At 57.3% G+C, this 24,295-nt stretch carries 19 protein-coding genes; 13 read left to right on the forward strand and 6 right to left on the reverse strand.

What is annotated here, in order from left to right; translation table 11 throughout:
* Nucleotides 1–2 precede the first annotated feature (2 nt).
* On the reverse strand, nucleotides 3–563 hold the full coding sequence (locus tag LQ945_RS02205; RefSeq protein ID WP_044551561.1) for a carbonate dehydratase: 561 nt from the start codon (nucleotides 561–563) through the stop codon (nucleotides 3–5).
* The gene (gene folE2, locus LQ945_RS02210) at nucleotides 553–1,482 is read right to left on the reverse strand and encodes a GTP cyclohydrolase FolE2 (protein ID WP_270102192.1); all 930 of its coding nucleotides are present in this window, start codon (nucleotides 1,480–1,482) and stop codon (nucleotides 553–555) included. The genes LQ945_RS02205 and folE2 overlap by 11 nt, the downstream gene beginning before the upstream one ends.
* Nucleotides 1,483–1,687: 205 nt before the next feature.
* Between folE2 and sapA the strand changes: the two genes are divergently transcribed.
* The 6 genes from sapA to LQ945_RS02240 all read left to right on the forward strand — a co-directional run bounded on the left by sapA (nucleotide 1,688) and on the right by LQ945_RS02240 (nucleotide 8,600).
* Nucleotides 1,688–3,340, forward strand: coding sequence for an ABC transporter substrate-binding protein SapA (gene sapA, locus LQ945_RS02215; RefSeq protein ID WP_262239460.1), 1,653 nt, complete (start codon nucleotides 1,688–1,690; stop codon nucleotides 3,338–3,340).
* A complete protein-coding gene (gene sapB / locus LQ945_RS02220) occupies nucleotides 3,337–4,302 on the forward strand; it encodes a putrescine export ABC transporter permease SapB (RefSeq protein WP_044551567.1) in 966 nt (321 codons plus the stop codon). The genes sapA and sapB overlap by 4 nt, the downstream gene beginning before the upstream one ends.
* Nucleotides 4,289–5,179 carry a putrescine export ABC transporter permease SapC gene (gene sapC, locus LQ945_RS02225; RefSeq protein ID WP_044551569.1) on the forward strand — a complete coding sequence of 297 codons (891 nt, stop codon included), beginning with the start codon at nucleotides 4,289–4,291 and terminating at the stop codon, nucleotides 5,177–5,179. The genes sapB and sapC overlap by 14 nt, the downstream gene beginning before the upstream one ends.
* Nucleotides 5,179–6,171: a putrescine export ABC transporter ATP-binding protein SapD gene (gene sapD / locus LQ945_RS02230; RefSeq protein ID WP_020827107.1), complete on the forward strand. Its 993-nt coding sequence runs from the start codon at nucleotides 5,179–5,181 to the stop codon at nucleotides 6,169–6,171. The genes sapC and sapD overlap by 1 nt, the downstream gene beginning before the upstream one ends.
* Before the next feature lies 1 nt (nucleotide 6,172).
* Nucleotides 6,173–6,985, forward strand: coding sequence for a putrescine export ABC transporter ATP-binding protein SapF (sapF, locus tag LQ945_RS02235; protein ID WP_020827108.1), 813 nt, complete (start codon nucleotides 6,173–6,175; stop codon nucleotides 6,983–6,985).
* 427 nt (nucleotides 6,986–7,412) lie between these two features.
* On the forward strand, nucleotides 7,413–8,600 hold the full coding sequence (locus LQ945_RS02240) for a CMD domain-containing protein (protein WP_044551572.1): 1,188 nt from the start codon (nucleotides 7,413–7,415) through the stop codon (nucleotides 8,598–8,600).
* 3 nt (nucleotides 8,601–8,603) lie between these two features.
* On the opposite strand, the gene LQ945_RS02245 is transcribed toward LQ945_RS02240, so the two are convergent.
* Both LQ945_RS02245 and dacD read right to left on the reverse strand, forming a co-directional pair.
* The gene (locus LQ945_RS02245; RefSeq protein ID WP_044551574.1) at nucleotides 8,604–9,500 is read right to left on the reverse strand and encodes a LysR family transcriptional regulator; all 897 of its coding nucleotides are present in this window, start codon (nucleotides 9,498–9,500) and stop codon (nucleotides 8,604–8,606) included.
* A gap of 81 nt (nucleotides 9,501–9,581) precedes the next feature.
* Nucleotides 9,582–10,730, reverse strand: a complete 1,149-nt coding sequence (gene dacD, locus LQ945_RS02250) for a serine-type D-Ala-D-Ala carboxypeptidase DacD (RefSeq protein ID WP_420136181.1) — start codon at nucleotides 10,728–10,730, stop codon at nucleotides 9,582–9,584.
* 302 nt (nucleotides 10,731–11,032) lie between these two features.
* Here dacD and LQ945_RS02255 point away from each other — a divergent pair, with 302 nt between their 5' ends.
* Nucleotides 11,033–13,339, forward strand: coding sequence for an FdhF/YdeP family oxidoreductase (locus tag LQ945_RS02255; protein WP_044551578.1), 2,307 nt, complete (start codon nucleotides 11,033–11,035; stop codon nucleotides 13,337–13,339).
* 15 nt (nucleotides 13,340–13,354) lie between these two features.
* Here the strand turns inward: LQ945_RS02255 and LQ945_RS02260 are convergent, their stop codons facing one another.
* Nucleotides 13,355–14,209: a LysR family transcriptional regulator gene (locus LQ945_RS02260; RefSeq protein WP_044551580.1), complete on the reverse strand. Its 855-nt coding sequence runs from the start codon at nucleotides 14,207–14,209 to the stop codon at nucleotides 13,355–13,357.
* A 99-nt stretch (nucleotides 14,210–14,308) separates the two neighbouring features.
* Here LQ945_RS02260 and gloA point away from each other — a divergent pair, with 99 nt between their 5' ends.
* The 4 genes from gloA (at nucleotide 14,309) to LQ945_RS02280 (ending at nucleotide 20,078) form a co-directional block, all read left to right on the forward strand.
* Nucleotides 14,309–14,836, forward strand: coding sequence for a lactoylglutathione lyase (gloA, locus tag LQ945_RS02265; protein WP_262239452.1), 528 nt, complete (start codon nucleotides 14,309–14,311; stop codon nucleotides 14,834–14,836).
* Between the two features lie 185 nt (nucleotides 14,837–15,021).
* A complete protein-coding gene (locus LQ945_RS02270; RefSeq protein WP_044551584.1) occupies nucleotides 15,022–16,956 on the forward strand; it encodes an exoribonuclease II in 1,935 nt (644 codons plus the stop codon).
* A gap of 159 nt (nucleotides 16,957–17,115) precedes the next feature.
* Nucleotides 17,116–17,781: a CPBP family intramembrane glutamic endopeptidase gene (locus LQ945_RS02275; RefSeq protein WP_044551586.1), complete on the forward strand. Its 666-nt coding sequence runs from the start codon at nucleotides 17,116–17,118 to the stop codon at nucleotides 17,779–17,781.
* 239 nt (nucleotides 17,782–18,020) lie between these two features.
* The gene (locus tag LQ945_RS02280; protein WP_044551588.1) at nucleotides 18,021–20,078 is read left to right on the forward strand and encodes a carbon starvation CstA family protein; all 2,058 of its coding nucleotides are present in this window, start codon (nucleotides 18,021–18,023) and stop codon (nucleotides 20,076–20,078) included.
* 56 nt (nucleotides 20,079–20,134) lie between these two features.
* Here the strand turns inward: LQ945_RS02280 and fsa are convergent, their stop codons facing one another.
* A complete protein-coding gene (gene fsa / locus LQ945_RS02285) occupies nucleotides 20,135–20,800 on the reverse strand; it encodes a fructose-6-phosphate aldolase (protein ID WP_044551590.1) in 666 nt (221 codons plus the stop codon).
* Nucleotides 20,801–20,947: 147 nt separating this feature from the next.
* Here fsa and LQ945_RS02290 point away from each other — a divergent pair, with 147 nt between their 5' ends.
* The gene (locus LQ945_RS02290; RefSeq protein WP_044551592.1) at nucleotides 20,948–21,847 is read left to right on the forward strand and encodes a glycyl-radical enzyme activating protein; all 900 of its coding nucleotides are present in this window, start codon (nucleotides 20,948–20,950) and stop codon (nucleotides 21,845–21,847) included.
* 5 nt (nucleotides 21,848–21,852) lie between these two features.
* Nucleotides 21,853–24,285 (forward strand): formate C-acetyltransferase/glycerol dehydratase family glycyl radical enzyme, encoded by a 2,433-nt coding sequence (locus LQ945_RS02295; RefSeq protein ID WP_270102193.1) that lies wholly within the window; start codon nucleotides 21,853–21,855, stop codon nucleotides 24,283–24,285.
* Nucleotides 24,286–24,295: the final 10 nt, after the last annotated feature.

A 24,295-nucleotide genomic window follows, 5' to 3' on the forward strand; every position in this document is an offset into this window, starting at 1 on the left:
ACTCAAAACTCATTGCGTAATGCCTGGTAACCGCGCACCAGTTCAACGTTGGTGGCGGCCACTTCTTCAGAAAATTGCAATGCGCCGCGATCTACCTGCCGGTAAAGCGACAGATCGCTGTCGGCGCCGACGCGCTCGGTTGACGGGATATACAGGTTCTGCGGCAACGTCACGCCATCCACCACCGCGTTGTAGCGCACCACGCAGCCAGAACCGATGTGACAGTTGAACAACACGCTGTTGAAACCGATAAACACCCGGTCTTCGATGCGGCACGGGCCATGGACAATGGCGCGATGGGCGATGGAACTGAAGCGGCCGATGGTGACCGCCGCGCCGCTTTTCGAGTGGATCACCACGCCGTCCTGAATATTGGAATGAGAGCCGATCACGATCGGTTCCATGTCTCCGGCCGCATTGAGTTCGTCCGCACGGATCACCGCGTACGGCCCAACGTAGACAAAGTCCTCGATAATCACCCGGCCGCAGATTATCGCGGTAGGATCGATATAGGCCTTCGGTGAGACCTGCGGCAGGTGTCCACTGGGGTTTTTACGCAGCATCCTGATCCTCCCGCCAGCTCAACTCCGCCACGGCATTGTGGGCATGCAGGCTTTCATGATGTTCGACCCGCAGCGAAAAGGCGCGGTGGCTGCACTGGCTGCGCAGCATTTGGTACAGACGGCGAGCGGCATCCTCGCAGAACATCAGGTTCTGGCCGTTAGCCAGGGCAAACGCCTGCTCGTCACTGCGTTTCACCAACGTCTGCAACGGCGTGCCCAGCGCGTGTTCGATGCGATCTATCAGGTTGACCACCGGCAATGCCGTTTCGCGCTCATTGAGCGTTACCGTCACCCAGGCCCAGCTACGCTGACTGTGCGGCGTCGCCGGCATACCGTGCTCACCCAGCCAGTCGATGACCTGCTGCTGGTCGACCTTTTGCGCCGAATGTTCGAAATCAAATTGAAACTGCTGCTGCGCCAGTTGGCGACTGAGCGCCGCCGAACTCGGACAAGTGGACGAATAGGGCACGCCGACCGTCAGCGTCAGGGTAAGTGCGCTGCTCAGCGAGGCATTAATTTCCAGCGGGTAGGCTTTCCATCCCCGGTGTGGCGAAAGCAGCGCCGGACGCGACAACAACAGCTCACCGCTGATGTGCAGGCTGGCGCGGTCACTGTTCTCCGGTTGCGATGCCAAAAAAGCGTGCAGTTGGTCGGCAATGCGTTGCGGCGTCAGTTCGCCCTGGGTTAACTCATCCAGCGCCAGATACAGCCGCGACATGTGTATACCCCGCGCACCTTGGCTGCTGGCGCGTAAATTGATCCCGGCATTGACCTTTGCCATCAACGGCTTTCCAGCCAACTCCAGCGGCAGCGCTATCCCTTGCATCCCGACCCAATCGAGCCCGACATCACTCATTGCGCCCTGCCAGGCCTGCGCGTCCGGCAGCGACTGGCGTGGTGGAAGTGCAACCTTGTTCATACATCCCCTTGCTATTATCAGTACATTGCCAGGGAACGGTATCATGATTTTGTTATGTTATAACATATCAATTGTAACTTTTTTGCCTGCGTCGCCGAATTGTTCAATCAAGTAGCAGAAAACTCAGCCATTTTGCTCAATGGATTGGGCTGTTCGCCAGAGTGCGATACACTAAGGCTATTGCTTATTAACCCATGAAGCCTCTATGCGTGGTTTACCCCTTTGGATATTGTCATTGAGCTGCCTGGCCGGCAGCGCTCTGGCCTCCACACCCCCTGCGCCCACTGCGGCATCGCCGTTGCCGGACATCCGCCAAAGCGGCTTTGTCTATTGCGTCAGCGGCATACTGAACACCTTCAACCCGCAGATGGCCAGCAGCGGCCTGACGGTCGATACCCTGGCCGCACAGCTTTATGACCGTTTGCTGGACGTCGATCCCTACACCTACCGGCTGATTCCCGAATTGGCGCAAAGCTGGGAAGTACTGGATAACGGCGCGACTTACCGTTTTCACCTGCGCAAAGACGTGCCGTTCCAGACCACCGACTGGTTCAAACCGACCCGTATGCTGAACGCCGACGACGTGGTCTTCAGCTTCGAGCGCGTGTTTAACCAGAAGCACCCTTACCATGACGTCAACGGCGGCGAGTACCCGTATTTCGACAGTTTGCAATTTGGCGACTCGGTACAAAGCGTGAAGAAGCTGGATGAGTACACGGTGGAGATCCGCCTGCAGGCGCCGGATGCCTCCTTCTTGTGGCATATCGCGACCCACTATGCGCCAGTGCTTTCGGCGGAATACGCGGATGACCTGACGCGAGAAGGCCGTCAGGAGATGATAGACCGCGAACCGGTCGGCACCGGGCCCTTCATGCTCAATGAATACCGCTCAGGACAATATATCCGCCTGGCGCGCAACGATGTTTACTGGAAAGGTAAACCGCGCATGCCGCAAGTGGTGATCGATCTAGGCGCCGGCGGTACCGGACGGCTATCGAAACTGCTGACCGGCGAGTGCGACGTGCTGGCCTATCCTGCCGCCAGTCAGCTTTCGATTCTGCGCGATGACCCGCGTCTGCGCCTGACGCTGCGACCGGGGATGAATATTGCCTATCTGGCCTTTAACACCCGTAAGCCGCCGCTTAACGATTTAAACGTTCGTCAGGCGATTTCGCTGGCGATCAACAACCAGCGTCTGATGCAGTCGATTTACTATGGCACCGCGGAAACCGCCGCCTCCATCTTGCCACGCGCCTCGTGGGCCTACGATAACGAAGCGCACGTTACCGAATTCAACCCGGCCAAATCGCGCGAAATGCTCAAGCAGGCGGGTATAGAGTCGCTGAACCTGCGCCTGTGGGTACCGACCGCCTCGCAATCCTACAACCCCAGCCCGTTGAAAACTGCCGAGCTGATCCAGGCCGACCTGGCCCAGGTGGGCATTACCGTCACCATAGTGCCGGTTGAAGGCCGTTTCCAGGAGGCACGGCTGATGGAGATGAACCACGATCTGACCCTCACCGGCTGGGCCACCGACAGTAACGACCCGGACAGCTTCTTCCGGCCGCTGCTGAGCTGCGCGGCAATCCGCTCGCAAACCAACTATGCTCACTGGTGTGACCCGGCGTTTGACGAAGTGCTGCAAAATGCCCTGCTGTCACAGCAGCTGGCGCAGCGCATCGAAAACTATCAGAAGGCGCAGAAAATTCTCGAGCAGCAGCTGCCGGTGTTGCCGCTGGCGTCTTCATTGCGCCTGCAGGCCTACCGTTACGACATTAAAGGACTGGTACTGAGCCCGTTCGGCAATGCGTCCTTTGCCGGGGTGTACCGTGAATCCGCGGAGGGGCCGAAAAAGTGATTATCTTTACCTTACGTCGTTTCTTGCTGCTGCTGATCACCTTGTTCTTCCTGACGCTGGTCAGCTTTAGCCTCAGCTATTTTACCCCGCGGGCACCGCTGAACGGCGCCGCCCTGCTGGATGCCTATCAATTTTACTTTGTCAGCCTGCTGCACTGGGACTTTGGCGTCTCCAGCATTAACGGTCAGGCGATCAGCGAACAGCTGCGCGAAGTGTTTCCTGCAACCATGGAGCTGTGCCTGCTCGCCTTCACCCTGGCGCTGTTTATCGGCATTCCTCTGGGCATTATCGCCGGCGTGATGCGTGGCAAATGGCAGGACACCGCCATCAGTACCTTTGCGCTGTTGGGTTTTTCGATGCCGGTTTTCTGGCTGGCGCTGCTGCTGATGCTGTTTTTCTCGCTGCACCTTGGCTGGCTGCCGGTCTCCGGACGTTTCGATTTGTTGTATCAGGTCAAGCCCATTACCGGCTTCGCCCTGATTGACGCCTGGCTGTCCGATTCGCCCTACCGCACGGAAATGATCGGCAGCGCGCTGCGCCATATGATTTTGCCGATTGCCGCACTGGCGGTAGCGCCCACCACCGAGGTGGTACGTTTGATGCGTATCAGCACCGACGACGTGCTTAATCAGAACTACATCAAAGCCGCCGCAACCCGCGGCTTGTCCCGTTTCACCATTATCCGCCGCCACGTACTGCACAATGCGCTGCCGCCTATCGTGCCCAAGCTGGGGTTGCAGTTTTCCACCATGCTGACGCTGGCGATGATCACCGAAGTGGTGTTCAGTTGGCCGGGCCTGGGGCGTTGGATGATCAATGCCATTCGCCAGCAGGATTATGCGGCGATCTCCGCCGGCGTTATGGTGGTCGGCACGCTGGTGATCACCATTAACGTCCTGGCCGATATTTTAGGTGCTGCTACCAACCCACTGAAACATAAGGAATGGTATGCCCTTAGATAACGTATACCGCGAAAAGAAAATGCCGAGCCCGCTGCTTTATACCTGGCGGATTTTTTACGGCGATGCGCTGGCGATGATCGGCTTCTACGGCGTGATAGCGCTGCTGCTGCTTTCCGTGTTCGGCAGCCTGTTGGCCCCTTATGCGCTTGATCAACAGTTCCTGGGTTATCAACTGTTGCCGCCTTCCTGGTCACGTTACGGCAACGTTTCCTTCTTCCTCGGCACCGACGATCTCGGCCGCGACATTCTCAGCCGCCTGCTGACCGGCACCGCCGCCACCTTCGGCTCCGCACTGCTGGTGACGGTTGCCGCCGCCCTGGTCGGGGTGATCCTCGGGGTGTTTGCCGGGGTAACCCGCGGCCTGCGCTCGGCGGTGCTCAATCACATTCTCGACACCCTGCTCTCCATCCCTTCGCTGCTGCTGGCGATCGTGGTGGTGGCGTTCCTTGGGCCAAAACTCGAGCACGCCATGCTGGCCGTCTGGCTGGCGCTGTTGCCTCGCATGGTGCGTACTATTTACAGCGCAGTGCATGACGAGTTGGAAAAAGAATATGTGGTGGCAGTGCGCCTCGATGGCGCTTCAACCTTGCAAATACTCTGGTACGCCGTGATGCCCAACATTGTGGCGGTGCTGGTGACCGAGTTTACCCGTGCGCTGTCGATGGCGATCCTGGACATTGCCGCCCTCGGCTTCCTCGATCTTGGCGCACAGTTGCCGTCCCCTGAATGGGGCGCCATGCTCGGCGATTCACTGGAGCTGGTGTACGTCGCCCCCTGGACGGTGATGCTGCCCGGCGCGGCAATCCTGGTCAGCGTGTTGCTGGTTAACCTGTTGGGAGACGGTATGCGCCGCGCAATCAATACGGGGGTGGAATAATGCCATTACTTGATATCCGCAACCTGACGATTGAATTTATGACCGCCGAAGGCCCGGTAAAAGCGGTCGATCGCGTCAGCATGACGCTGAGCGAGGGAGAAGTCCGCGGCCTGGTGGGCGAGTCCGGCTCCGGTAAGAGCCTGATCGCCAAAGCGATCTGTGGCGTCACCAAAGACAACTGGCGCGTCACCGCCGACCGTTTCCGTTTCGATGATATCGACCTGTTGCAGCTAACACCGCGTGAACGGCGCAAGCTGGTCGGGCATAACGTGTCGATGATTTTCCAGGAGCCACAATCCTGTCTGGATCCTTCCGAAAGCATCGGCCGTCAGCTGGTGCAGGCCATCCCGGGCTGGACCTACAAAGGCCGCTGGTGGCAGCGCTTTAACTGGCGCAAACGCCGTGCCATAGAGCTGCTGCACCGCGTAGGTATCAAGGACCACAAAGACATCATGGGCAGCTTTCCTTATGAGCTGACCGACGGTGAGTGTCAGAAAGTGATGATCGCCATCGCCCTGGCCAATCAGCCGCGCCTGCTGATCGCCGATGAGCCGACCAACGCCATGGAACCGACCACTCAGGCGCAGATTTTCCGTCTGCTGGCGCGTTTGAACCAAAATAACAACACCACCATTTTGCTGATCAGCCACGATCTGCAAATGATGAGCAAATGGGCCGATCGGGTCAATGTGTTGTACTGCGGGCAAACGGTAGAAAGCGCCCAGTGCGAAGACCTGCTGGCCGCCCCGCACCATCCTTATACTCAGGCGCTGATCCGCGCGATGCCGGACTTTGGTCGCGCATTGCCGCATAAAAGCCGTCTCAATACCCTGCCGGGAGCCATTCCGTCGCTGGAGCATTTGCCGATAGGCTGCCGCTTGGGGCCGCGCTGCCCCTATGCGCAGAAGAAATGCATTGAGACACCTCGCCTGCGTCCGGTGAAAAACCACCTGTTCGCCTGCCACTTCCCGCTGAACATGGAGGAGCAATAACATGGAAACGCTGTTGGAAGTGCGCAACCTGAGCAAAACCTACCGTTACCGCACCGGGCTGTTTCGCCGCCAGCATGTGGAAGCGGTCAAATCGGTCAGCTTTACCCTGCGTGAACGGCAAACGCTGGCGATCATCGGTGAAAACGGCTCTGGCAAGTCCACCCTGGCCAAGATGCTGTCCGGCATGGTCGAGCCCTCGGCCGGAGAACTGCTGATTGACGACCATCGGCTTAACTATGGCGATTATCGCTACCGCAGCCAGCGCATCCGCATGATATTTCAGGATCCGAGCACCTCGCTCAATCCTCGTCAACGTATCGGCCAGCTGTTGGACGCCCCGCTGCGGCTCAATACCGAAATGGCCGCCCCTGAACGTGAACAACAAATCAACCGAACCCTGCGTCAGGTGGGGATGCTGCCGGATCACGCCAATTATTACCCGCACATGCTGGCGTCCGGCCAGAAACAGCGGGTGGCTTTAGCTCGGGCATTAATCTTGCAGCCCAAAGTGATCGTAGCCGATGAGGCGTTGGCCTCGCTGGACATGTCGATGCGTTCGCAAATCATCAACCTGATGCTGGAACTGCAGGAGAAACACGGCATTTCCTATATTTATGTGACTCAGCACCTGGGTATGATGAAACACATCAGCGATCAGGTGATGGTGATGCACGAAGGGGAAATCGTCGAACGTGGCAGTACGGCTGAAGTCTTGGCTTCACCGCTGCATGAGCTGACCAAACGCCTGATTGCCAGCCACTTTGGCGAAGCACTTACCGCAGACGCCTGGCGACGCGACGGCGGCAGGTTCTGATCGTCAAATCATCAAACTAACCCGCTTTAAAGCGGGTTTTTTATCGCCCTGGTTTAGTGAGCGCTTAGCCAAAAACCGCAAATACAAATTACAATCTTGCTATATATCATTATATTTTATTCCATTCAGTTATTGATTAGTCCTTAACATTATTTTATCTCGCCAATCGAATCGGTGAGGATATCCCCTACGTTGAGCTTATTAAACGACAGGATATCGCACTGATGAACAGCCCTCGCCATCGCCGACTCTCGCAGTTTCTACTCGCTTTAGCCGCAGGTTTCTCTGTTTATGGTCACGCGCTGTGTTGTGATGGCCAAGGTTGATCCTGTCATTCCGTGCCCCTCCGCGGGCATGTTGCCATTTTGCCTTGCCGCCGCTGCCTGTTGCACCGGTGGCTGTTGCTCATGATTAAGGATCATCCCCTATGGAACTACTACGTCGACAACATAATGCCCAGTGGTATCACGAAACCCAAAGCAGCGTGCGCGGCGATCAGCCGTTGGAGCCGCAGGCGGCCGGCATCCGCGATCGATTTTTGCTGGGGCTGGGCGCTTTTGCCGACGAAGCGCTGAACACCGCGCTGACTGCACGCGCCGGGGTGTTTAACGCCTCCCTGGCCAGCTATCACGTGCTGTTTCCGGATCGGGTCGAACTGTCACGATTAGTGACATTGTCACCTTATGACCGCCTCAGCACTGCGTTAACCGTGGCACAGGTGACCGGTGTTCAGTCGCTTTGTAGCCACTACGCCGCTCGCCTCGCCCCCCTGTACAGCCCCGACGCCTCACGTGAAAGTAATATCCGCCTCGCTCAAATCACCCAGTATGCCCGCCAGCTCGCCAGTCAACCGACGTTGATTTGCAGTAAAGCGTTGCAGCAGCTCAGCGACGTCGGGTTGAGCCCGGCGGATATCGTGACCTTCTCGCAGATTATCGGTTTTGTTAGCTACCAGGCACGCGTGGTCGCCGGTGTGGCGGCCCTGGCCGGGCGGCCAACGGGAGTGGTGCCCGGTTTCCCGAACATAGCCGACGCCGAAGGCATTGCGTTCACCGAGCAGGAACTGGCGTGGCAAGCGCGGCTTCCCTGGGTGGAGCTGGAAGAGGCCCATGCCGAACAGCTCGACGTGCTGGATCAAAGCCATCCCGACGCTCGCAGCGAATCCTATTATCTGTTGCTGGCCCACGATGCACCGGCGCTGCGTGAACGCAACGGCGTGTTCAACAGCATCAACGCCGATGGTTATGGCCTGTCGGCGCGGCTGAAAGCGCTGGCGACGCTGGCAGTTTCCCGCATTAACGGCAGCCGCTACTGCGCCGCGACCGTCGCACAGGATATTCAACAGGAAGAACTGGTCGGCGCCCTGTTCAATAACATTGAACAGGCGCTGGAGAAGACCACTGATCCGGTTTACCAGGCTGTGATCCGCGTAGCAACCGACCTGACCCGCACGCCTGAAAAGTTCACGCCGCGTAGCGTGCAGCCGCTGTTTAACAGTGGGTTGAATCAGGCGCAGGCGCTGGATGTGATCCTTACCGGCGCGCTGTATGCCTGGGAGAACCGCCTGCGTCAAACGCTCGGCGACACGCAACTTCTCAGTGAAAACCTGGCGTAACCGCTAGCGCAGCAACCAACCTCGCGCGGCATCAAAGAAATGCTGCGCCAACGGCGATGCGCGTCCCGGCTCGGCGACCACGACCGCAGCATGACGTGACATCGCCGCTATCGCTATCGGTCGGTGTTGCAGCTCCGGCATCATTGCCGGTAACAGGTTGCCATGCGGGAAAAGCCCACAGCCCAGGCCGACGAAAATGCCCTGCAACAGTTGGAATATTGAGGTGGTTTCCATTCGAACGTGCAGCGCCAGTCCGGCTTCACGGAAGTTTTGATCGAGATAGCGGCGGAAGTAACGCGTCGGCTCAGCCAGGCACAACGGCAGCGCGGCCACATCCTCCAGCGTCAGAGGGGTATCTCCCACCAACTCAGGAAAATGCTTCGGGTGGAAAACTAGCTCGACTCCGGCGTCCGCCAAGGGCTGAGACTGAAAATGCAGCTCTTGCAGCGTGGAAAGCTCAAAGAAGCCGATGCCGATATCTACGGTATGTGCCGTCAACGCCTCCAGCAACTGATCGGCGCTCAGTACCGCCACCCGGTAATCCAACTGCGGGTAACGTTCACTGACGTCCTTTAGCATTTGCGCCAGCGAAATGCTGCATTGCGGTACCGCGCCGATGCGTAACGTGCCGTTAAGCCCGTGTTTAAGCGACTCGACCTCCAGCTTCAGCCCCTGATAAACCGACACGATCTCACGCGCCCACGACAGCACCCGCTCACCTTCGGCAGTAAAACCTTCGAAGTTGTTGCCGCGGTTGATTAAGGAAACGCCCAGCTCTTTTTCCAAATTTTTCAGCCGCATAGACAATGTTGGCTGACTGACAAAGCTGGCCTCTGCCGCACGGCCGAAGTGGCGCTCGCGCTCGAGATTACACAGGTAGATCAGTTGCTTAATATCCATAAAACGGCTCAATAAGTCATGACTGACCTGAGTATACCATCGCTGTGGGATTTCGGGCGCAGCAGGCCACGCCCTGAGGGATCAAATCTTCAGTTTTATAAAGTCCATTAACCGCGAAAACACGCCACCTTGCTGAACCGGTTGCAATGCCACCAGCGGCAAGGTTTTGAGCAGCTTGCCGTTATCGCTGATACGGATTTCGCCAATCGTCTGCCCTTGGGTCAACGGGGCGTCAAGGCGCGAAGCGCTGACCACATATTGCGCCTTCAGTTTGTCGGCTTCGCTTTTCGGCAGGCTGAGATATTCCTCTTTTGCACTGCCCACCGCGACCTCATGACGGTCGCCATACCACACTTTTTCCTGCCCCAGATTTTGCCCGGCGCTGAACAGATGGACGGTAGCGAAATCACGCAGACCCCAGGTCAGCAATTTGCGCGCCTGCTCTTCACGCCCTTTCGAACTTTTACCGCCCATCACCACCGCAATCAGCCGTCGGTCCCCTTCGGTGGCAGAAGCAATAATGTTAAAACCGGCCGAGGCGGTATGGCCGGTTTTCAACCCGTCGACGTGCAGGTTCTTATCCCACAGCAACCCATTGCGGTTTTGCTGGGTGATACCGTTCCAGGTCAGCGATTTTTCGCTGTACATGTGATACTCCGCCGGTTCGCTCATGATGATAGCGCGTGAAATCACCGCCAAATCGCCTGCCGTAGTGAATTGCCCCGGCGCATCCAACCCATGCACGGTTTCAAAATGGGTATTCTGCAGGCCAAGCTGGGCGCTCTTTTCATTCATCAGTTTGACGAATGCAGCCTGGCTGCCCGCCATGTAGTCCGCCATTGCCACACAGGCATCGTTGCCGGAATCAATGATGATACCGCGGCTGAGATCGCGAACAGTGACCCTGTCACCTGGTTTCAAGAACATCAATGATGATCCCTTAAACACCGGGTTGCCCTGCGCCCAGGCGTCCTTGCCGACTGTCACTACGTCATCCAGGCCAATCTTGTGTTGATCGAGCGCGTGATCAATCACCAATCCGGTCATCAGTTTGGTCAGGCTGGCCGGATTGCGTCGCTGATCTGCGTTCTCCTGTGCCAGCACCTGACCGGTGGTGTAATCCATCAATACGTAAGAGGCGGCGTCTATCGCCGGCGGTGTATTTTGCGGAATACTGAACGGGACATCTGCTGCCTGTACTGCCAGCGGCACTAACATGCCGGCGACCATCACCCATACTGAACGCTTCAATCACTGTTCCTCAGGCCCTGCGGGCTAAATAAAATGCCAATATAATCCGTGATATAGACTGCATTAATTGCCGGGAAAGCGGAAACGATACTCTTTTTCAGCAGGTGTCATAATGCAACGATTTGTTTGCTCGGTGCCGCTACGCGATAAACCTGCTCTATGCCGCCATTGTCCCATTCGATTAGACGCTCACACCGCCCCAACCTAAACTTGTGACATAAACACTGAAAGCGCTTAAAAAAGCGTTCACTTTTTAGCTACAACCACCTGCGAAGATCAATATGAAATTTAAACCGTCAATAAAGCCGTATACCGGCGCGGCGGGCGGCTGGGGCTCACTCGAAGCCACCACTCGCTATGTGCTCGACAGCAAACAAACGCTGAAAAACCTGCGTAACCTGATGCGCGTGAACAAAGCTCGCGGCTTTGACTGCCCAGGTTGTGCCTGGGGTGACGACAACCACAGCACCTTCAGTTTCTGCGAAAACGGCGCCAAGGCGGTCAGTTGGGAAGCCACGCGCAATGCGGTTGAGCCGGAGTTTTTCGCGGCTCACAGCGTGAGCACCCTGCTGCAGCAAAGTGATTATTTCCTGGAATACCAGGGCCGCCTCACCCACCCCATGCGCTATAACGCCGAAACCGACCACTACCAGCCGATCAGTTGGCCGGACGCGCTGGCGTTAATCGCCCAGCACGTTAACCAGATGGATAACCCGAACCAGATCGAGTTGTATACTTCGGGCCGCGCCAGCAATGAAGCTTCTTATCTGTATCAATTGTTTGGTCGTATGCTCGGCACCAGCAATTTCCCTGACTGCTCCAACATGTGCCACGAAGCCAGCGGCGTGGGCCTGAAACAAAGTATCGGCGTAGGTAAAGGCACCATTCGCATGGACGACTTTGAAAAAGCCGACGCCATCTTCGTTTTTGGCCAGAATCCCGGCACCAACCACCCGCGCATGCTGCATAGCCTGAAAAACGCCGCTAGCCGCGGTGCACGCATCGTCAGTTTTAACACCCTGCGCGAACGTGGCCTGGAGCGTTTTGCCGATCCACAAAGCCCGATTCAAATGCTGACGCCCAAGTCGTCGCCGATCAGTTCATCCTATTACCAGCCCAACCTCGGCGGGGATATGGCGGCAGTGCGCGGCATGGTGAAAGCCCTGCTGGAAAGTCATCGTGAGCGCCTGGCGGCCGGTGAATCCGGCCTGTTCGATCAGGCATTCATCAGTCAGCACAGCGTCGGCGTCGAGGCTTATCTGGCGCAGGTCGATGCTACGACCTGGCAACAAATCACCCAGCAGTCCGGCCTCAGCGAGGAACAATTGCGTCAGGCGGCGGCTATTTATCAGGGTGCCGAACGCGTGATCTGCACCTGGGCGATGGGCGTTACTCAGCATAAGCATTCGGTGCCAACGGTACGTGAGATCACCAACCTGCAGCTGCTGTTCGGTCAGTTGGGTAAATCGGGTGCCGGCCTGTGTCCGGTACGCGGCCACAGTAACGTGCAAGGCAACCGCACTATGGGCATTGACGAGAAGTCCCCCAAGGCACTGCTCGACAGCCTGGAGCAGCACTTTAACTTCTCGCCGCGACGCGAGCCGGGCCATAACACCGTAGAGGCCATTGAAGCGATGCTGCGCGGTGAGGTTAAGGTCTTGCTGGCTTTGGGCGGCAATCTGGCCGCGGCGGCGCCGGACACCGAACGCACTGCCCGCGCCTTGCGCTGTTGCGATCTGACGGTGCATATCAGCACCAAGCTCAACCGCAGTCATCTGGTCACCGGCAAAGACGCGCTGATCCTGCCGACCCTGGGCCGTACCGAACAGGATATGCAGGCCAGCGGGCCACAGTACATTACGGTGGAAGACTCTTTCAGCATGGTGCATGCGTCGGAAGGCGTCGGTAAACCACTGGCGGAGACCCAGCGTTCTGAAACCGCCATCGTATGTGGCATCGCCGATGCGGTGTTGGGCAACCAGCAGCTCGACTGGCTGGAGCTGGCAGACGATTATTCGTTGATCCGCGACCACATCGCCGCCACCATTCCCGGTTTCGAGGATTTCAACCGGCGCTGCGACCAGCCCGGTGGTTTCTACCTGGGTAACGCCGCCGCAGAACTGCGTTTTGCCACCCCAAGCGGCAAGGCCGAGTTTAGCGCAGCGCCTCTGCCAACCAGCCTGTTCCCGCAGTTAGATGGCCGACAAGCGCCCTTCACGCTGCAGACCCTGCGTTCTCACGATCAGTACAACACCACTATCTACGGACTGGATGATCGTTATCGCGGCGTCTACGGCCAACGTGAAGTGCTGTTTATACACCCTGAGGATCTGGCGGCGCTGGGCATGCAAGACGGTGAGCTGGTAGAGATCGAAACGCTGTGGAATGACGGCATTACACGCAAGGTCAGTGGCTTCAAACTGGTGAGCTACGATATTCCACGCGGAAATCTGGCGGCTTACTACCCAGAGACTAACCCGTTGGTGCCGCTGGCCAGCTTTGGTGACGGCACCGGCACGCCAACGTCGAAGTCGATACCGGTGGAGATCCGCCGTTGCGTCACGCAACCGACGCTGCGTATTGCCTGAATGGATGCACTCGGTTCACGCCGGGTGCATTAACAGATCGAGCGCCGTCTGCAACTCGTCAGAGAGCTGATGGCGGCGCCACACGAAGTACAGGTTGCTTACCCCTTCCGCCCCCATTTCCACCACTTTTAACGCCTGCTCGGGCAGGATCATCGGCAGCAAAGACCCCGGAACACAGGCAACGCCACAGCCCGCTTTTACGCAGGCTGCCATCGCCGTGTACGACTCCATCTCCAGCGTCATCCGCGGCTTCAACTGCCGTGAGGCTAACCAGCGATCGATTTTCAGGCGGAAAGAGCACTCGCGACTGAAAGTATAAAACTCCAACTGTGCCAGGGTTGCGGCGTCCAACTGCGGCACCGAGGCCGGCATCAGCAGCACCAGGCGCTCATCAAACGCCGCGCAGCTCGCCAGCAGCGGGTGCTCTATCGGCCCGTCGGTCAACGCCAGATCGAGCTCGCTGTCAATCAGCATCCGTTCCAGCACCAGCGAGTCTCGGCTCAGCACGTTGACCTGCATCTGGGGCTGGCTGCGGCGCAAGTGAGCGATGCGTGACGGCAGGTGACTGATCAGAGAAAAATCCAGCGCCCCCAGATTCAGCAGGCCTTGTGGTTGCCGATCGGCGAACAGTTGTTGGCTGCGGTCTGCCAGCGCCAGGATGTCGACGGCCTGTCGATAAAACAGTCGACCTTTCGGCGTAACGTACAACCGGTTTTTATCGCGAAAAAATAACTCGCCGCCGAGAGAGTCTTCCAACTCTTTGATGCGCAAGGTGACGTTGGAGGGGACGCAGTGCAACTCCCGCGCGGCGGCGGCAATGGTTTTATACTCCACCACGGCGCAGAAAAATCTAAGCTGACCCAGCTTCATGACAGATTCACTTTTAGTTAGTGTTTTGGTTAAAAACAATCACTTTAGATTAGCATTAATTTACCCTAGAGTCGTATCGACAACCTAAGAGGGATCCCTATGCCACTGAATGATTTACTGACCCTGCCGGGCGTGACCGCGCAGCCGGAAACCGTCACCGACGGCTATGTGTTCAACCACACCATGATCCGCGTGAAGGACTTAACCCAAGCGCTGGACTTTTATACCCGCGTGCTGGGCTTCACCCCGGTGTATCTGGAAACCTTCAATGAAGCCGCATTTACCATTTGCTACCTGACCCGCAGCCCGCGCGACCAGATCCCACAGGATGACGAGGCCCGTAAACGCTGGGTACTCAGCCAGCCTGGGATCCTGGAGCTGACGCATAACCACGGTAGCGAACAGCAGGCCGATTTCCATTACCACAACGGCAACAGCGAGCCGCGTGGCTTTGGACACCTCTGTGTGACAGTGCCTGACGTACACGCGGCCTGTGAGCGTTTTGAGCGCCTTGGCGTTAACTTCCAGAAACGTTTGCATGAAGGTCGTATGAATTACGTGGCCTTTATCAAAGATCCCGACGACTACTGGATTGAAATTCTGCAGCCCACGCCGCTGCGGGACTGATTGCCCCTCCGCTTCTCCCCGGCGTTTCAAGCCGGGGTTTTCTTCCCGCCTTTTGCACGCCCAATATTCCATAAAATCGCGCCCCAACGCGGGAAAACCGTGACGTTAGGCTTGCCCGCAGCGGGTGATTCGCGTAAAACTGTCAGCCGCAAATCTTGCCACTCACAACCCATTCACTGGACGATATGTTTCAAGATAACCCGCTGCTGGCGCAGCTTAAACAGCAACTTCACTCTCAGACCCCGCGCGTTGAAGGCGTAGTAAAAGGAACTGAGAAAGGCTTTGGCTTTCTTGAGGTCGACGGTCAAAAAAGCTATTTCATTCCGCCTCCGTACATGAAGAAAGTCATGCACGGTGACCGAGTGACTGCAACTCTGCATACCGAAAAAGAACGCGAAATCGCCGAGCCGGAAACCCTGATCGAGCCCTTCCTGTCGCGCTTTGTCGGCCGTGTGCAGAAGCGTGATGACCGCCTGTCCATCGTGCCCGATCATCCGTTGCTGAAAGACGCAATCCCCTGCCGTCCGGTACGTGAACTGAAACATAACTTCCAGGCCGGTGACTGGGCAGTAGCGGAAATGTGCCGCCACCCGCTGAAAGGCGATCGTGGCTTCAACGCCGACCTGACCCAATTTATTACCGACGGCGAAGATCACCTGGCGCCGTGGTGGGTCACGCTGGCCCGTCACAGCCTGGAAAAAGAAGCGCCGGAGATGATCGCGATTGAAGAGCCGGATGCTTCCGTGCCGCGTGAAGATCTGACCGCTCTGAATTTTGTCACCATCGACAGCGCCAGCACCGAAGACATGGACGATGCGCTGTTTGTGCAGGACAACGGCGACGGCTCGCTGCAATTGACCATCGCCATTGCCGATCCTACCGCCTACGTCGCGCAAGGCAGCCCGCTGGATGAAATCGCCCGCAAGCGCGCCTTTACCAACTACCTGCCAGGCTTCAACATTCCTATGTTGCCGCGCGACCTGTCGGACAACCTGTGCTCACTGCGCCCGAACCAACGCCGTCCGGTGCTGGCTTGCCGCGTGACCATCGGTGCAGACGGCGCATTGGGTGACGATATTCGCTTCTTCGGCGCCGAGATCGAATCAAAAGCCAAGCTGGTTTATGACGAAGTCTCCGACTGGCTGGAAGGGATTGCCGGTTGGCAGCCACCGAGCGATGAAATCGCACAGCAAATTACCTTGCTCAAGCGCGTGTGCGATGCACGTAACGCCTGGCGCCACCAGCATGCTCTGGTGTTCAAAGATCGCCCTGACTATCGCTTTGTGCTGGGTGAAAAAGGCGAAGTGCTGGAGATCATCACCGAACAGCGCCGCACCGCCAACCGCATCGTCGAAGAGTGCATGATTGCTTCCAACGTCTGTGCCGCGATTGTGCTGCGCGATCGTCTGGGCTTTGGCATTTACAACGTGCACACCGGTTTCGATCCGCTGCTGGTTGAGCAGGCCGTAACCGTGCTGCAAGCCAACGGCGTTGAAGCCGAAGCCGAGAAGCTGCTGACGCTGGAAGGTTTCTGCGAACTGCGTCGTCATCTGGATTCGCAACCGACCCAGTTCCTCGACAGCCGTATTCGCCGTTCTCAGACTTACGCCGAGATCAGCACCACGCCGGGGCCGCACTTCGGTCTGGGCCTGGAGGCTTACGCCACCTGGACCTCGCCGATCCGTAAATACGGCGATATGGTCAACCACCGCTTGCTGAAAGCCATTATCACCGAGCAGTCCGCCGAGAAACCGCTGGACGAGGTGACGATCCAACTGGCCGAGCGTCGTCGTCTGAACCGGATGGCGGAACGTGACGTTGGCGATTGGTTATATGCACGCTACCTCAAGGACAAAGCCGGCACCGATGAACGCTTCAACGCGGAAATCATCGACGTGACCCGCGGCGGCCTGCGCGTTCGTCTGCTGGACAACGGCGCAGTGGCCTTTATCCCGGCGCCCTTCATTCACGCGGTGCGTGATGAAATGGTTTGCAGCCAGGATACCGGCACCGTGCAGATCAAAGGCGAAGTCGTTTATCGCCAGGGGGACACCCTGCAGGTCACCATCGCCGAAGTGCGTATGGAAACCCGCAGCGTGATCGCCAGACCGGCGGCTTAACCCGCCGCATAAACGTTATGCCAGACAAACACCGGACGGGTCTCCCTCCGGTGTTTTTTTTCGTCGCTTGAAAATGAACGTGGCTCACCATAGGATCACGCCACCCACGAAATCGACTGGGTGATGGCGATTTATACTTTAAATATAAGGGATTATAAAATGACCGACTGGGAAGAAGAAGTCGCCCGCCACCGGGGAAGCCGAGGTTTCTTTTCCACCTTTTTATTGATGGTAGCACTCACGACTTTGCCTTTGCTGTTCCCCAACAAAGAACAACTGGAGGCCGAAGGCTGGTTGGTGCCGCTACTGCTGCTGATTGAATTTGCGGTGATTGTTCCGCTGTACCTGAAGTTTTTCAAAAACCGTCCCTCCTGCGGCATGGGAAGTTTTCGCCTGCCCACCTTTTGCGGTTTGTTGCTGGTGATTCTGGCGTTGCAACTTGTCGTCCCCTATTGGCTCGGCATCACTCAAACCGAGAATTGGATCGTCGAACAGGTTTCGCTACAGGGGAAAGCCTTTTACCTGACACAGTTTGCGCTAATCTTTCTCGCTCCGGTCTACGAAGAAATCGTTTTTAGGGGCTGCCTCTTTGGCGCTTTTCAAGCCTGGTTCGCCAATCGAAAAATCTGGGCCGCGGTAGCAACGTCTGTTCTGTTTGCCCTGTTGCACACGCAATATGCCGATGTGCGCGTCATGATCATTCTGTTTTTCGTTTCATTGACGCTGGTTGCCGCCAGGATCAAGTCGAACGGGCTGTTAATGCCCATTGCGCTGCACAGCACCATGAACGGGATAGTGCTTGCCCTCAGCTATTGGGGGCTTTAATACCCACGCGTTAACCGACACCGGGCGATAGAACAGCATCGCCTTTTTCATTTCCACTTTCGCCGCCACGCCAAACAGCAGCATCCTCATCACCTTGTTTTTACGCTATTACTCAACCGGCTTCACATTTCTCATCCGACCTGCTTCTCTTCGTCGGCAAAACTCCTACTTTTAATTTGTAGCCATTCTCCCTAAGAACACTTCTTTCTTTATTTCTGCACACCAAGGAGTTGTTGAACATGAAAAACGTCAAGTCCGGGATCATCTGGCTGGTGGTGGCGTTGGTCGGTGCATTCGCCTTCGCCATGCTGGCGCTAAGCCGCGGTGAACACGTCAATGCGGTCTGGCTGGTGGTGGCAGCAGTCGCCTGTTACAGCACCGCTTATCGCTTCTACAGCCTGTTTATCGCCAAAAAAGTCTTTGAACTCGACGACCGCCGCATGACCCCGGCGGAACGTCGCAACGATGGGTTGGACTACGTTCCCACCAACAAATGGGTGCTGTTTGGCCACCACTTTGCCGCCATCGCCGGGGCCGGACCGCTGGTTGGCCCGATTCTGGCGGCACAGATGGGCTTTCTGCCCGGTACTATCTGGATCCTGGTCGGGGTGATGCTGGCCGGTGCCGTACAGGACTTCCTGATCCTGTTCATTTCTACCCGCCGCGACGGTCGTTCGCTGGGGGAAATGGCCAAACAGGAACTGGGGGCCTTCGCCGGAGTGATCACCATGCTGGGCGCGCTTGGCGTGATGATCATCATTCTGTCAGCGCTGGCGCTGGTGGTGGTCAAAGCCCTGGCCGACAGCCCCTGGGGCCTGTTTACTATCGCCGCCACCATCCCGATAGCGCTGTTTATGGGTATCTACATGCGCTTTATCCGGCCGGGTAAAATCGCTGAAATCTCGGTGGTCGGTTTTGCGCTGATGCTGCTGGCGATCATCTACGGCGGTAACGTGGCGCAAGACCCCTACTGGGGCCCCTTCTTCACGCTGCACGGCACCACGCTGACCTGGGTGTTGGTGATTTACGGCTTCGTCGCCTCAGTGTTGCCGGTATGGTTGCTGTTGGCGCCGCGTGACTATCTGTCCACCTTTATGAAGATTGGCGTCATTATCGGTTTGGCTGTAGGTATCGTCTTCGCGATGCCGGAAATGAAAATGCCGGCGGTATCGCGCTTTATCGACGGCAGTGGCCCGGTGTTCGCCGGCTCGTTGTTCCCGTTCCTGTTCATCACCATCGCCTGTGGTTCGATTTCAGGTTTCCATGCGCTGGTCTCCAGCGGTACCACGCCGAAACTGGTGGAGCGCGAGAGCCATATTCGCTTTATCGGTTACGGTGCCATGCTGATGGAGTCCTTCGTGGCTATCATGGCGTTGATCTGCGCGTCGGTGATCGACCCAGGCGTTTACTTCGCCATGAACTCGCCGGCGGCGCTAATCGGCACCACGGTGGAAAATGCCTCTCAGGTGATTAACAGCTGGGGCTTTATGATCACCCCGGAAACCCTGACGATGATTGCCAAAGACGTCGGGGAGCATTCCATCCTGTCGCGCGCCGGCGGTGCCCCGACCTTTGCCGTGGGCATGGCACACATCATTACCGAGGTGTTTAACAGCCGCGCAATGATGGCCTTCTGGTACCACTTCGCCATTCTTTTCGAGGCACTGTTTATTCTGACCGCCGTCGATGCCGGGACCCGCGCCTGTCGCTTTATGGTGCAGGATCTGGTCGGTGTGGCGATCCCAAGGTTAGCTAACAACCGTTCGTGGTTCGGTAATCTGGCGGGAACCACCGTGGCCGTCGCCGGCTGGGGCTTCTTTGTCTATCAGGGGGTGGTCGATCCGCTCGGCGGCATCAATACGCTGTGGCCGCTGTTCGGTATCGGCAACCAGATGCTGGCCTCAATGGCATTGATCCTCGGCACCGTGGTGCTGTTCAAAATGAAAAAACAGCGCTATGCCTGGGTGACCATCTTGCCGACCGTCTGGTTGTTTATTACCTCGATGACCGCCGGCTGGCAGAAAATATTCCACGAGAAACCGAGCATCGGCTTCCTGGCGCAGGCGAAGAAATTCTCTGCCGGTATAGAACAAGGGACGCTGATCGCGCCGGCCAAGACGCTGAAAGATATGGAGACCATCGTTTTCAGTAACCAGATTAACGCCGCACTGTGCGCATTCTTTATGCTGGTAGCGGTAACCATGCTGGTCTCCGCCTTCTTTGTGATCCGTCGTGCGCTGAATGCCAGCCAGCCTACGGCGCAGGAGTCGCCGATCGTCCTGCGTGAAAATGCCTAAATTCAAGATGTTATGATCAGGGCGCTGCGGCGCCCTTTTCATTGTTTATGCGCAGGTCAGTTCAGCAGATTAGTACCGAACGCCCCTTGCCAATCTTGTTCGAATTTCTCTACCGCGGCCTGAACCGCCGGTGCCGCCAGGAACTGCTCAGCCACGTCGACCGGCAGAGTGATGGCCTGACAACCCGCCAGCAAGCATTCCAGCGCCTGACGCGGCGTTTTGAAACTGGCCGCCAGCACCCGGGCCCCTGGCGCGTGCAGCGTCAGCAATTGCTGCAGCTCGTGAACCATCTCAATGCCGTCACCGCCCTGCGCGTCCAGGCGGTTCACGTAAGGGGCCACATACTCAGCCCCCGCCAGCGCAGCCAGCAGTCCCTGACCCGCACCATAAACCGCCGTCCCCAGCGTGGGGATAGACATCGATTTCAGTTTTTTAATCGCTGCCAGGCCTTCTGCGGTCGCCGGTACCTTAACCACCAGCCCAGGCACTCGCTGATGAAGCAACACCGCTTCCGCCACCATGCGCTCGGCGTCGTTGGCCATCACCTGAGCAAAGAGTTTGCCCGTGCCCCCCAGCGCGTCGCGCAGCGCCGGTAACACTTCCCAAATCGGTTTCCCCTCTTTGGCAACAATGCTCGGATTAGTGGTTACACCGTGCAGTGGCAGGATGCGCGCCAGGCGTTTTACTGCGTTCACATCGGCGGTATCGAGATAAAGCTCCATTACGGACTCCTGAATCTTTTGTGGGCGAATTCAAACTCTCATCATAGTAGGAACATGCAACGCATTTATATTTGATCGAAATCAAATCAACTTTCATTCGAAACAACTTTAATGACAAAAGAAAAGCAACCGAATGACAGGTGACTCGTGATCTTCAATCTGCAGCGCTATTCCACCCACGACGGGCCGGGCATCCGCAGCGTAGTGTTCCTGAAGGGCTGCTCGCTGGGCTGTCTCTGGTGCCAGAACCCGGAAAGCCGCTCGCGAAAAGCGGACTTGCTGTTCGATCCGCGTTTATGCCTCAGCGGTTGTACGCTGTGCGCCGAAGGCCATCCACAAGCGATTCAACGGACAGGCGACAACCTGATAATCCAGCGCGAGTTACTCAGCCACCAAGAGTATGCCGCATTAGCCGCCCGTTGCCCAACCGGCGCACTCAGCCTGTGCGGCAGCGCGGTAAATATCGACGCGATCATGACCGAGGTGCTGCGCGACCGGCCTTTTTATCTGCGCACCGGGGGCGGCCTGACACTCTCCGGCGGTGAACCTTTCATGCAGCCTGCCGTGGCGGCGGAACTGCTGAAGCGCGGCCGTGAGGCTGGCATTCATACCGCGGTGGAATCTTGCCTGCATACGCCCTGGTCGCACATAGCGCCTTCGCTGCCCTGGCTCGATCTGATGCTGGCGGATCTGAAACACGTTGATGAAAAGCGTTTCAAGCAGTGGACCGGCGGGTCCGCCAAACGGGTGATGGAAAACTTCCGCCGCCTGGCCACCCACGGCACCCGAACGACCGTTCGTGTTCCGCTGATCCCCGACTTTAACGCCGATCGCAGCTCAATCCGCGCGATTGTCGATTTCGCCGCCGATGAGGCCGGCGTTACAGAGATTCATTTCTTGCCGTACCACACGTTAGGTATCAACAAATATAACCTGCTCGGCGAGCCTTATCACGCGGCCCGCACCCCACTAGATGCCCCCGACCTGTTGGCCTATGCCGAACAGTACGCCGAGGCCAAGGGGCTGACTGCCATTTTGCGAGGATAACACCTATGACTACGCTGGATCTGACCACCCTGTCCGAACGCACCCAGGCGCACAAAAACGCGCTGATCCACATCGTTAAACCGCCGGTTTGCACCGAACGCGCCCAGCACTACACCGAAGCCTATCAGCAGCATCAGGACAAACCCTTGCCGGTTCGTCGGGCACTGGCACTGGCTAACCATTTGGCTAAGCGTACTTTGCGAATTGACAACGACGAGTTGATTATCGGCAACCAGGCCAGCGAATTACGCGCTGCGCCGATTTTCCCCGAATATACCGTCAGTTGGATCGAAGACGAGATTGATCAACTGGCCGACCGGCCAGGCGCCGGTTTCTCCGTCAGCGAAGAAAACAAGGCCATTTTGCATCGGCTATGCCCCTGGTGGCGCGGCCAGACGGTGCAGGATCGTTGCTACGGTATGTTTACCGACGAACAACAGACCCTGCTGGCTACCGGTATTATCAAAGCCGAAGGCAATATGACCTCTGGAGATGCCCACCTTGCGGTGAATTTCCCGTTACTTTTGGAACAAGGCCTCGACGGGCTGCGCGAGAAGGTCGATGAACGTCGCAGCCGTATCCGGCTTACCGACTGGGAAGAGTTGCATCAGGAGCAATTCCTGAAGGCCATCGATCTGACTCTGGAAGCGCTGAGCGCGCATATCTTGCGCTTTGCGTTGTTGGCGCGCGACATGGCGCAGACGGAAAGCCGTTTGTGGCGGCGTGAAGAGCTGCTGGCCATCGCGGAAAACTGTGAGCTGATTGCCCATCGGCCGCCGCAGACCTTTTGGCAGGCGCTACAGCTGTGCTACTTCATTCAGCTGACGCTGCAGATTGAATCCAACGGCCATTCGGTTTCCTTCGGCCGTCTCGATCAATATCTTTACCCCTGGTACCGCCGAGATGTGGAGCTGGAACAAAGGCTGCCGCGTGAGCGTGCTATTGAAATGCTGCACAGTTGCTGGCTGAAGCTGTTGGAAATCAACAAGATCCGTTCCGGTTCGCACTCTAAAGCCTCGGCAGGCAGTCCGCTGTATCAGAACGTCACTATTGGCGGACAGCAACTGATCAACGGCAAACCCTGCGACGCGGTTAACCCCTTGTCCTATGCCATTCTGGAGTCCTGCGGGCGCTTACGCTCCACCCAGCCCAATCTCAGCGTGCGTTACCACGCCGGGATGAGCAGCGACTTCCTCGACGCCTGCGTACAGGTGATCCGCTGTGGGTTCGGCATGCCAGCCTTCAACAACGATGAAATCGTTATCCCCGAGTTTATCAGACTGGGCGTGGAGCCGCAGGATGCCTATGACTACGCGGCGATCGGCTGTATCGAAACTGCCGTGGGCGGAAAATGGGGTTACCGCTGCACCGGCATGAGCTTTATCAACTTCGCTCGCGTCATGCTGGCGGCACTGGAACAAGGGCGTGACGCTACCTCCGGCAAAGTTTTCCTGCCACAAACAGAGGCGCTCTCGAAGGGAAACTTCGCCGGCTTTGAGCAGGTGCTGGGTGCCTGGGACAACCAGATCCGCTATTACACTCGCAAATCGATTGAAATTGAGTGCGTGGTCGATACCGTACTGGAGGAAAATGCCCCGGATATCCTCTGCTCGGCGCTGGTCGACGATTGTATTGAGCGCGGCAAAAGCATCAAGCAAGGTGGTGCAAAATACGATTGGGTATCAGGCCTGCAGGTCGGCATTGCCAACCTGGGTAACAGCCTGGCGGCGGTACGCAAGCTGGTCTTCGAGCAAGGGATCATTGGCCAACAGCAATTGGCGGCAGCGCTGGAAAATGACTTCGATGGATTAAGCGGCGAACAGTTACGCCAGCGTCTGCTCAACGCTGCCCCCAAATACGGTAACGACGTAGATGAGGTCGATCAACTGCTGGTACGCGCCTATCAGACCTATATTGACGAACTGAAGCAGTACCACAACACCCGCTTTGGTCGCGGTCCGATCGGCGGCACCTACTACGCCGGGACGTCGTCAATTTCGGCTAATGTGCCCTTTGGCGCGGCTACCCTGGCCACGCCAGACGGCCGTAAGGCGCATACGCCGTTGGCGGAAGGTGCCAGCCCGGCCTCCGGTACCGACCATCTGGGACCGACCGCCGTGTTCAATTCGCTTTCCAAGCTGCCCACCGCATCGATTCTCGGCGGCGTGTTGCTTAATCAGAAGCTGAATCCGGCGACGCTGGAGGATCCGCGTGACCGTGAAAAACTGATGCTGATGTTGCGCACCTTCTTTGAGACCTATCAAGGCTGGCATGTGCAATACAACATCGTGTCGCGGGAAACGCTGCTGAAAGCGAAGCAACATCCTGACCAATATCGTGATTTAGTGGTCCGCGTTGCTGGATATTCCGCTTTCTTTACCGCATTATCCCCTGACGCGCAGGATGATATTATTGCGCGAACAGAACATACTATTTAAACAATAAATA

Source organism: Serratia liquefaciens (assembly GCF_027594825.1).
GTDB lineage: Bacteria > Pseudomonadota > Gammaproteobacteria > Enterobacterales > Enterobacteriaceae > Serratia > Serratia liquefaciens_A.

What these genes read in the sequence shown, in the direction of transcription:
- LQ945_RS02270 (WP_044551584.1), top strand. Translation starts at nt 15,022, where the DNA reads ATGTTTCAAGATAACCCGCTGCTGGCGCAGCTTAAACAGCAACTTCAC.
- dacD (WP_420136181.1), bottom strand. Translation starts at nt 10,730, where the DNA reads ATGGTCGCCGGCATGTTAGTGCCGCTGGCAGTACAGGCAGCAGATGTC.
- gloA (WP_262239452.1), top strand. Translation starts at nt 14,309, where the DNA reads ATGCCACTGAATGATTTACTGACCCTGCCGGGCGTGACCGCGCAGCCG.
- LQ945_RS02275 (WP_044551586.1), top strand. Translation starts at nt 17,116, where the DNA reads ATGACCGACTGGGAAGAAGAAGTCGCCCGCCACCGGGGAAGCCGAGGT.
- sapA (WP_262239460.1), top strand. Translation starts at nt 1,688, where the DNA reads ATGCGTGGTTTACCCCTTTGGATATTGTCATTGAGCTGCCTGGCCGGC.
- LQ945_RS02245 (WP_044551574.1), bottom strand. Translation starts at nt 9,500, where the DNA reads ATGGATATTAAGCAACTGATCTACCTGTGTAATCTCGAGCGCGAGCGC.
- LQ945_RS02205 (WP_044551561.1), bottom strand. Translation starts at nt 563, where the DNA reads ATGCTGCGTAAAAACCCCAGTGGACACCTGCCGCAGGTCTCACCGAAG.
- LQ945_RS02295 (WP_270102193.1), top strand. Translation starts at nt 21,853, where the DNA reads ATGACTACGCTGGATCTGACCACCCTGTCCGAACGCACCCAGGCGCAC.
- sapF (WP_020827108.1), top strand. Translation starts at nt 6,173, where the DNA reads ATGGAAACGCTGTTGGAAGTGCGCAACCTGAGCAAAACCTACCGTTAC.
- sapD (WP_020827107.1), top strand. Translation starts at nt 5,179, where the DNA reads ATGCCATTACTTGATATCCGCAACCTGACGATTGAATTTATGACCGCC.
- LQ945_RS02280 (WP_044551588.1), top strand. Translation starts at nt 18,021, where the DNA reads ATGAAAAACGTCAAGTCCGGGATCATCTGGCTGGTGGTGGCGTTGGTC.
- fsa (WP_044551590.1), bottom strand. Translation starts at nt 20,800, where the DNA reads ATGGAGCTTTATCTCGATACCGCCGATGTGAACGCAGTAAAACGCCTG.
- LQ945_RS02240 (WP_044551572.1), top strand. Translation starts at nt 7,413, where the DNA reads ATGGAACTACTACGTCGACAACATAATGCCCAGTGGTATCACGAAACC.
- folE2 (WP_270102192.1), bottom strand. Translation starts at nt 1,482, where the DNA reads ATGAACAAGGTTGCACTTCCACCACGCCAGTCGCTGCCGGACGCGCAG.
- sapC (WP_044551569.1), top strand. Translation starts at nt 4,289, where the DNA reads ATGCCCTTAGATAACGTATACCGCGAAAAGAAAATGCCGAGCCCGCTG.
- LQ945_RS02260 (WP_044551580.1), bottom strand. Translation starts at nt 14,209, where the DNA reads ATGAAGCTGGGTCAGCTTAGATTTTTCTGCGCCGTGGTGGAGTATAAA.
- LQ945_RS02255 (WP_044551578.1), top strand. Translation starts at nt 11,033, where the DNA reads ATGAAATTTAAACCGTCAATAAAGCCGTATACCGGCGCGGCGGGCGGC.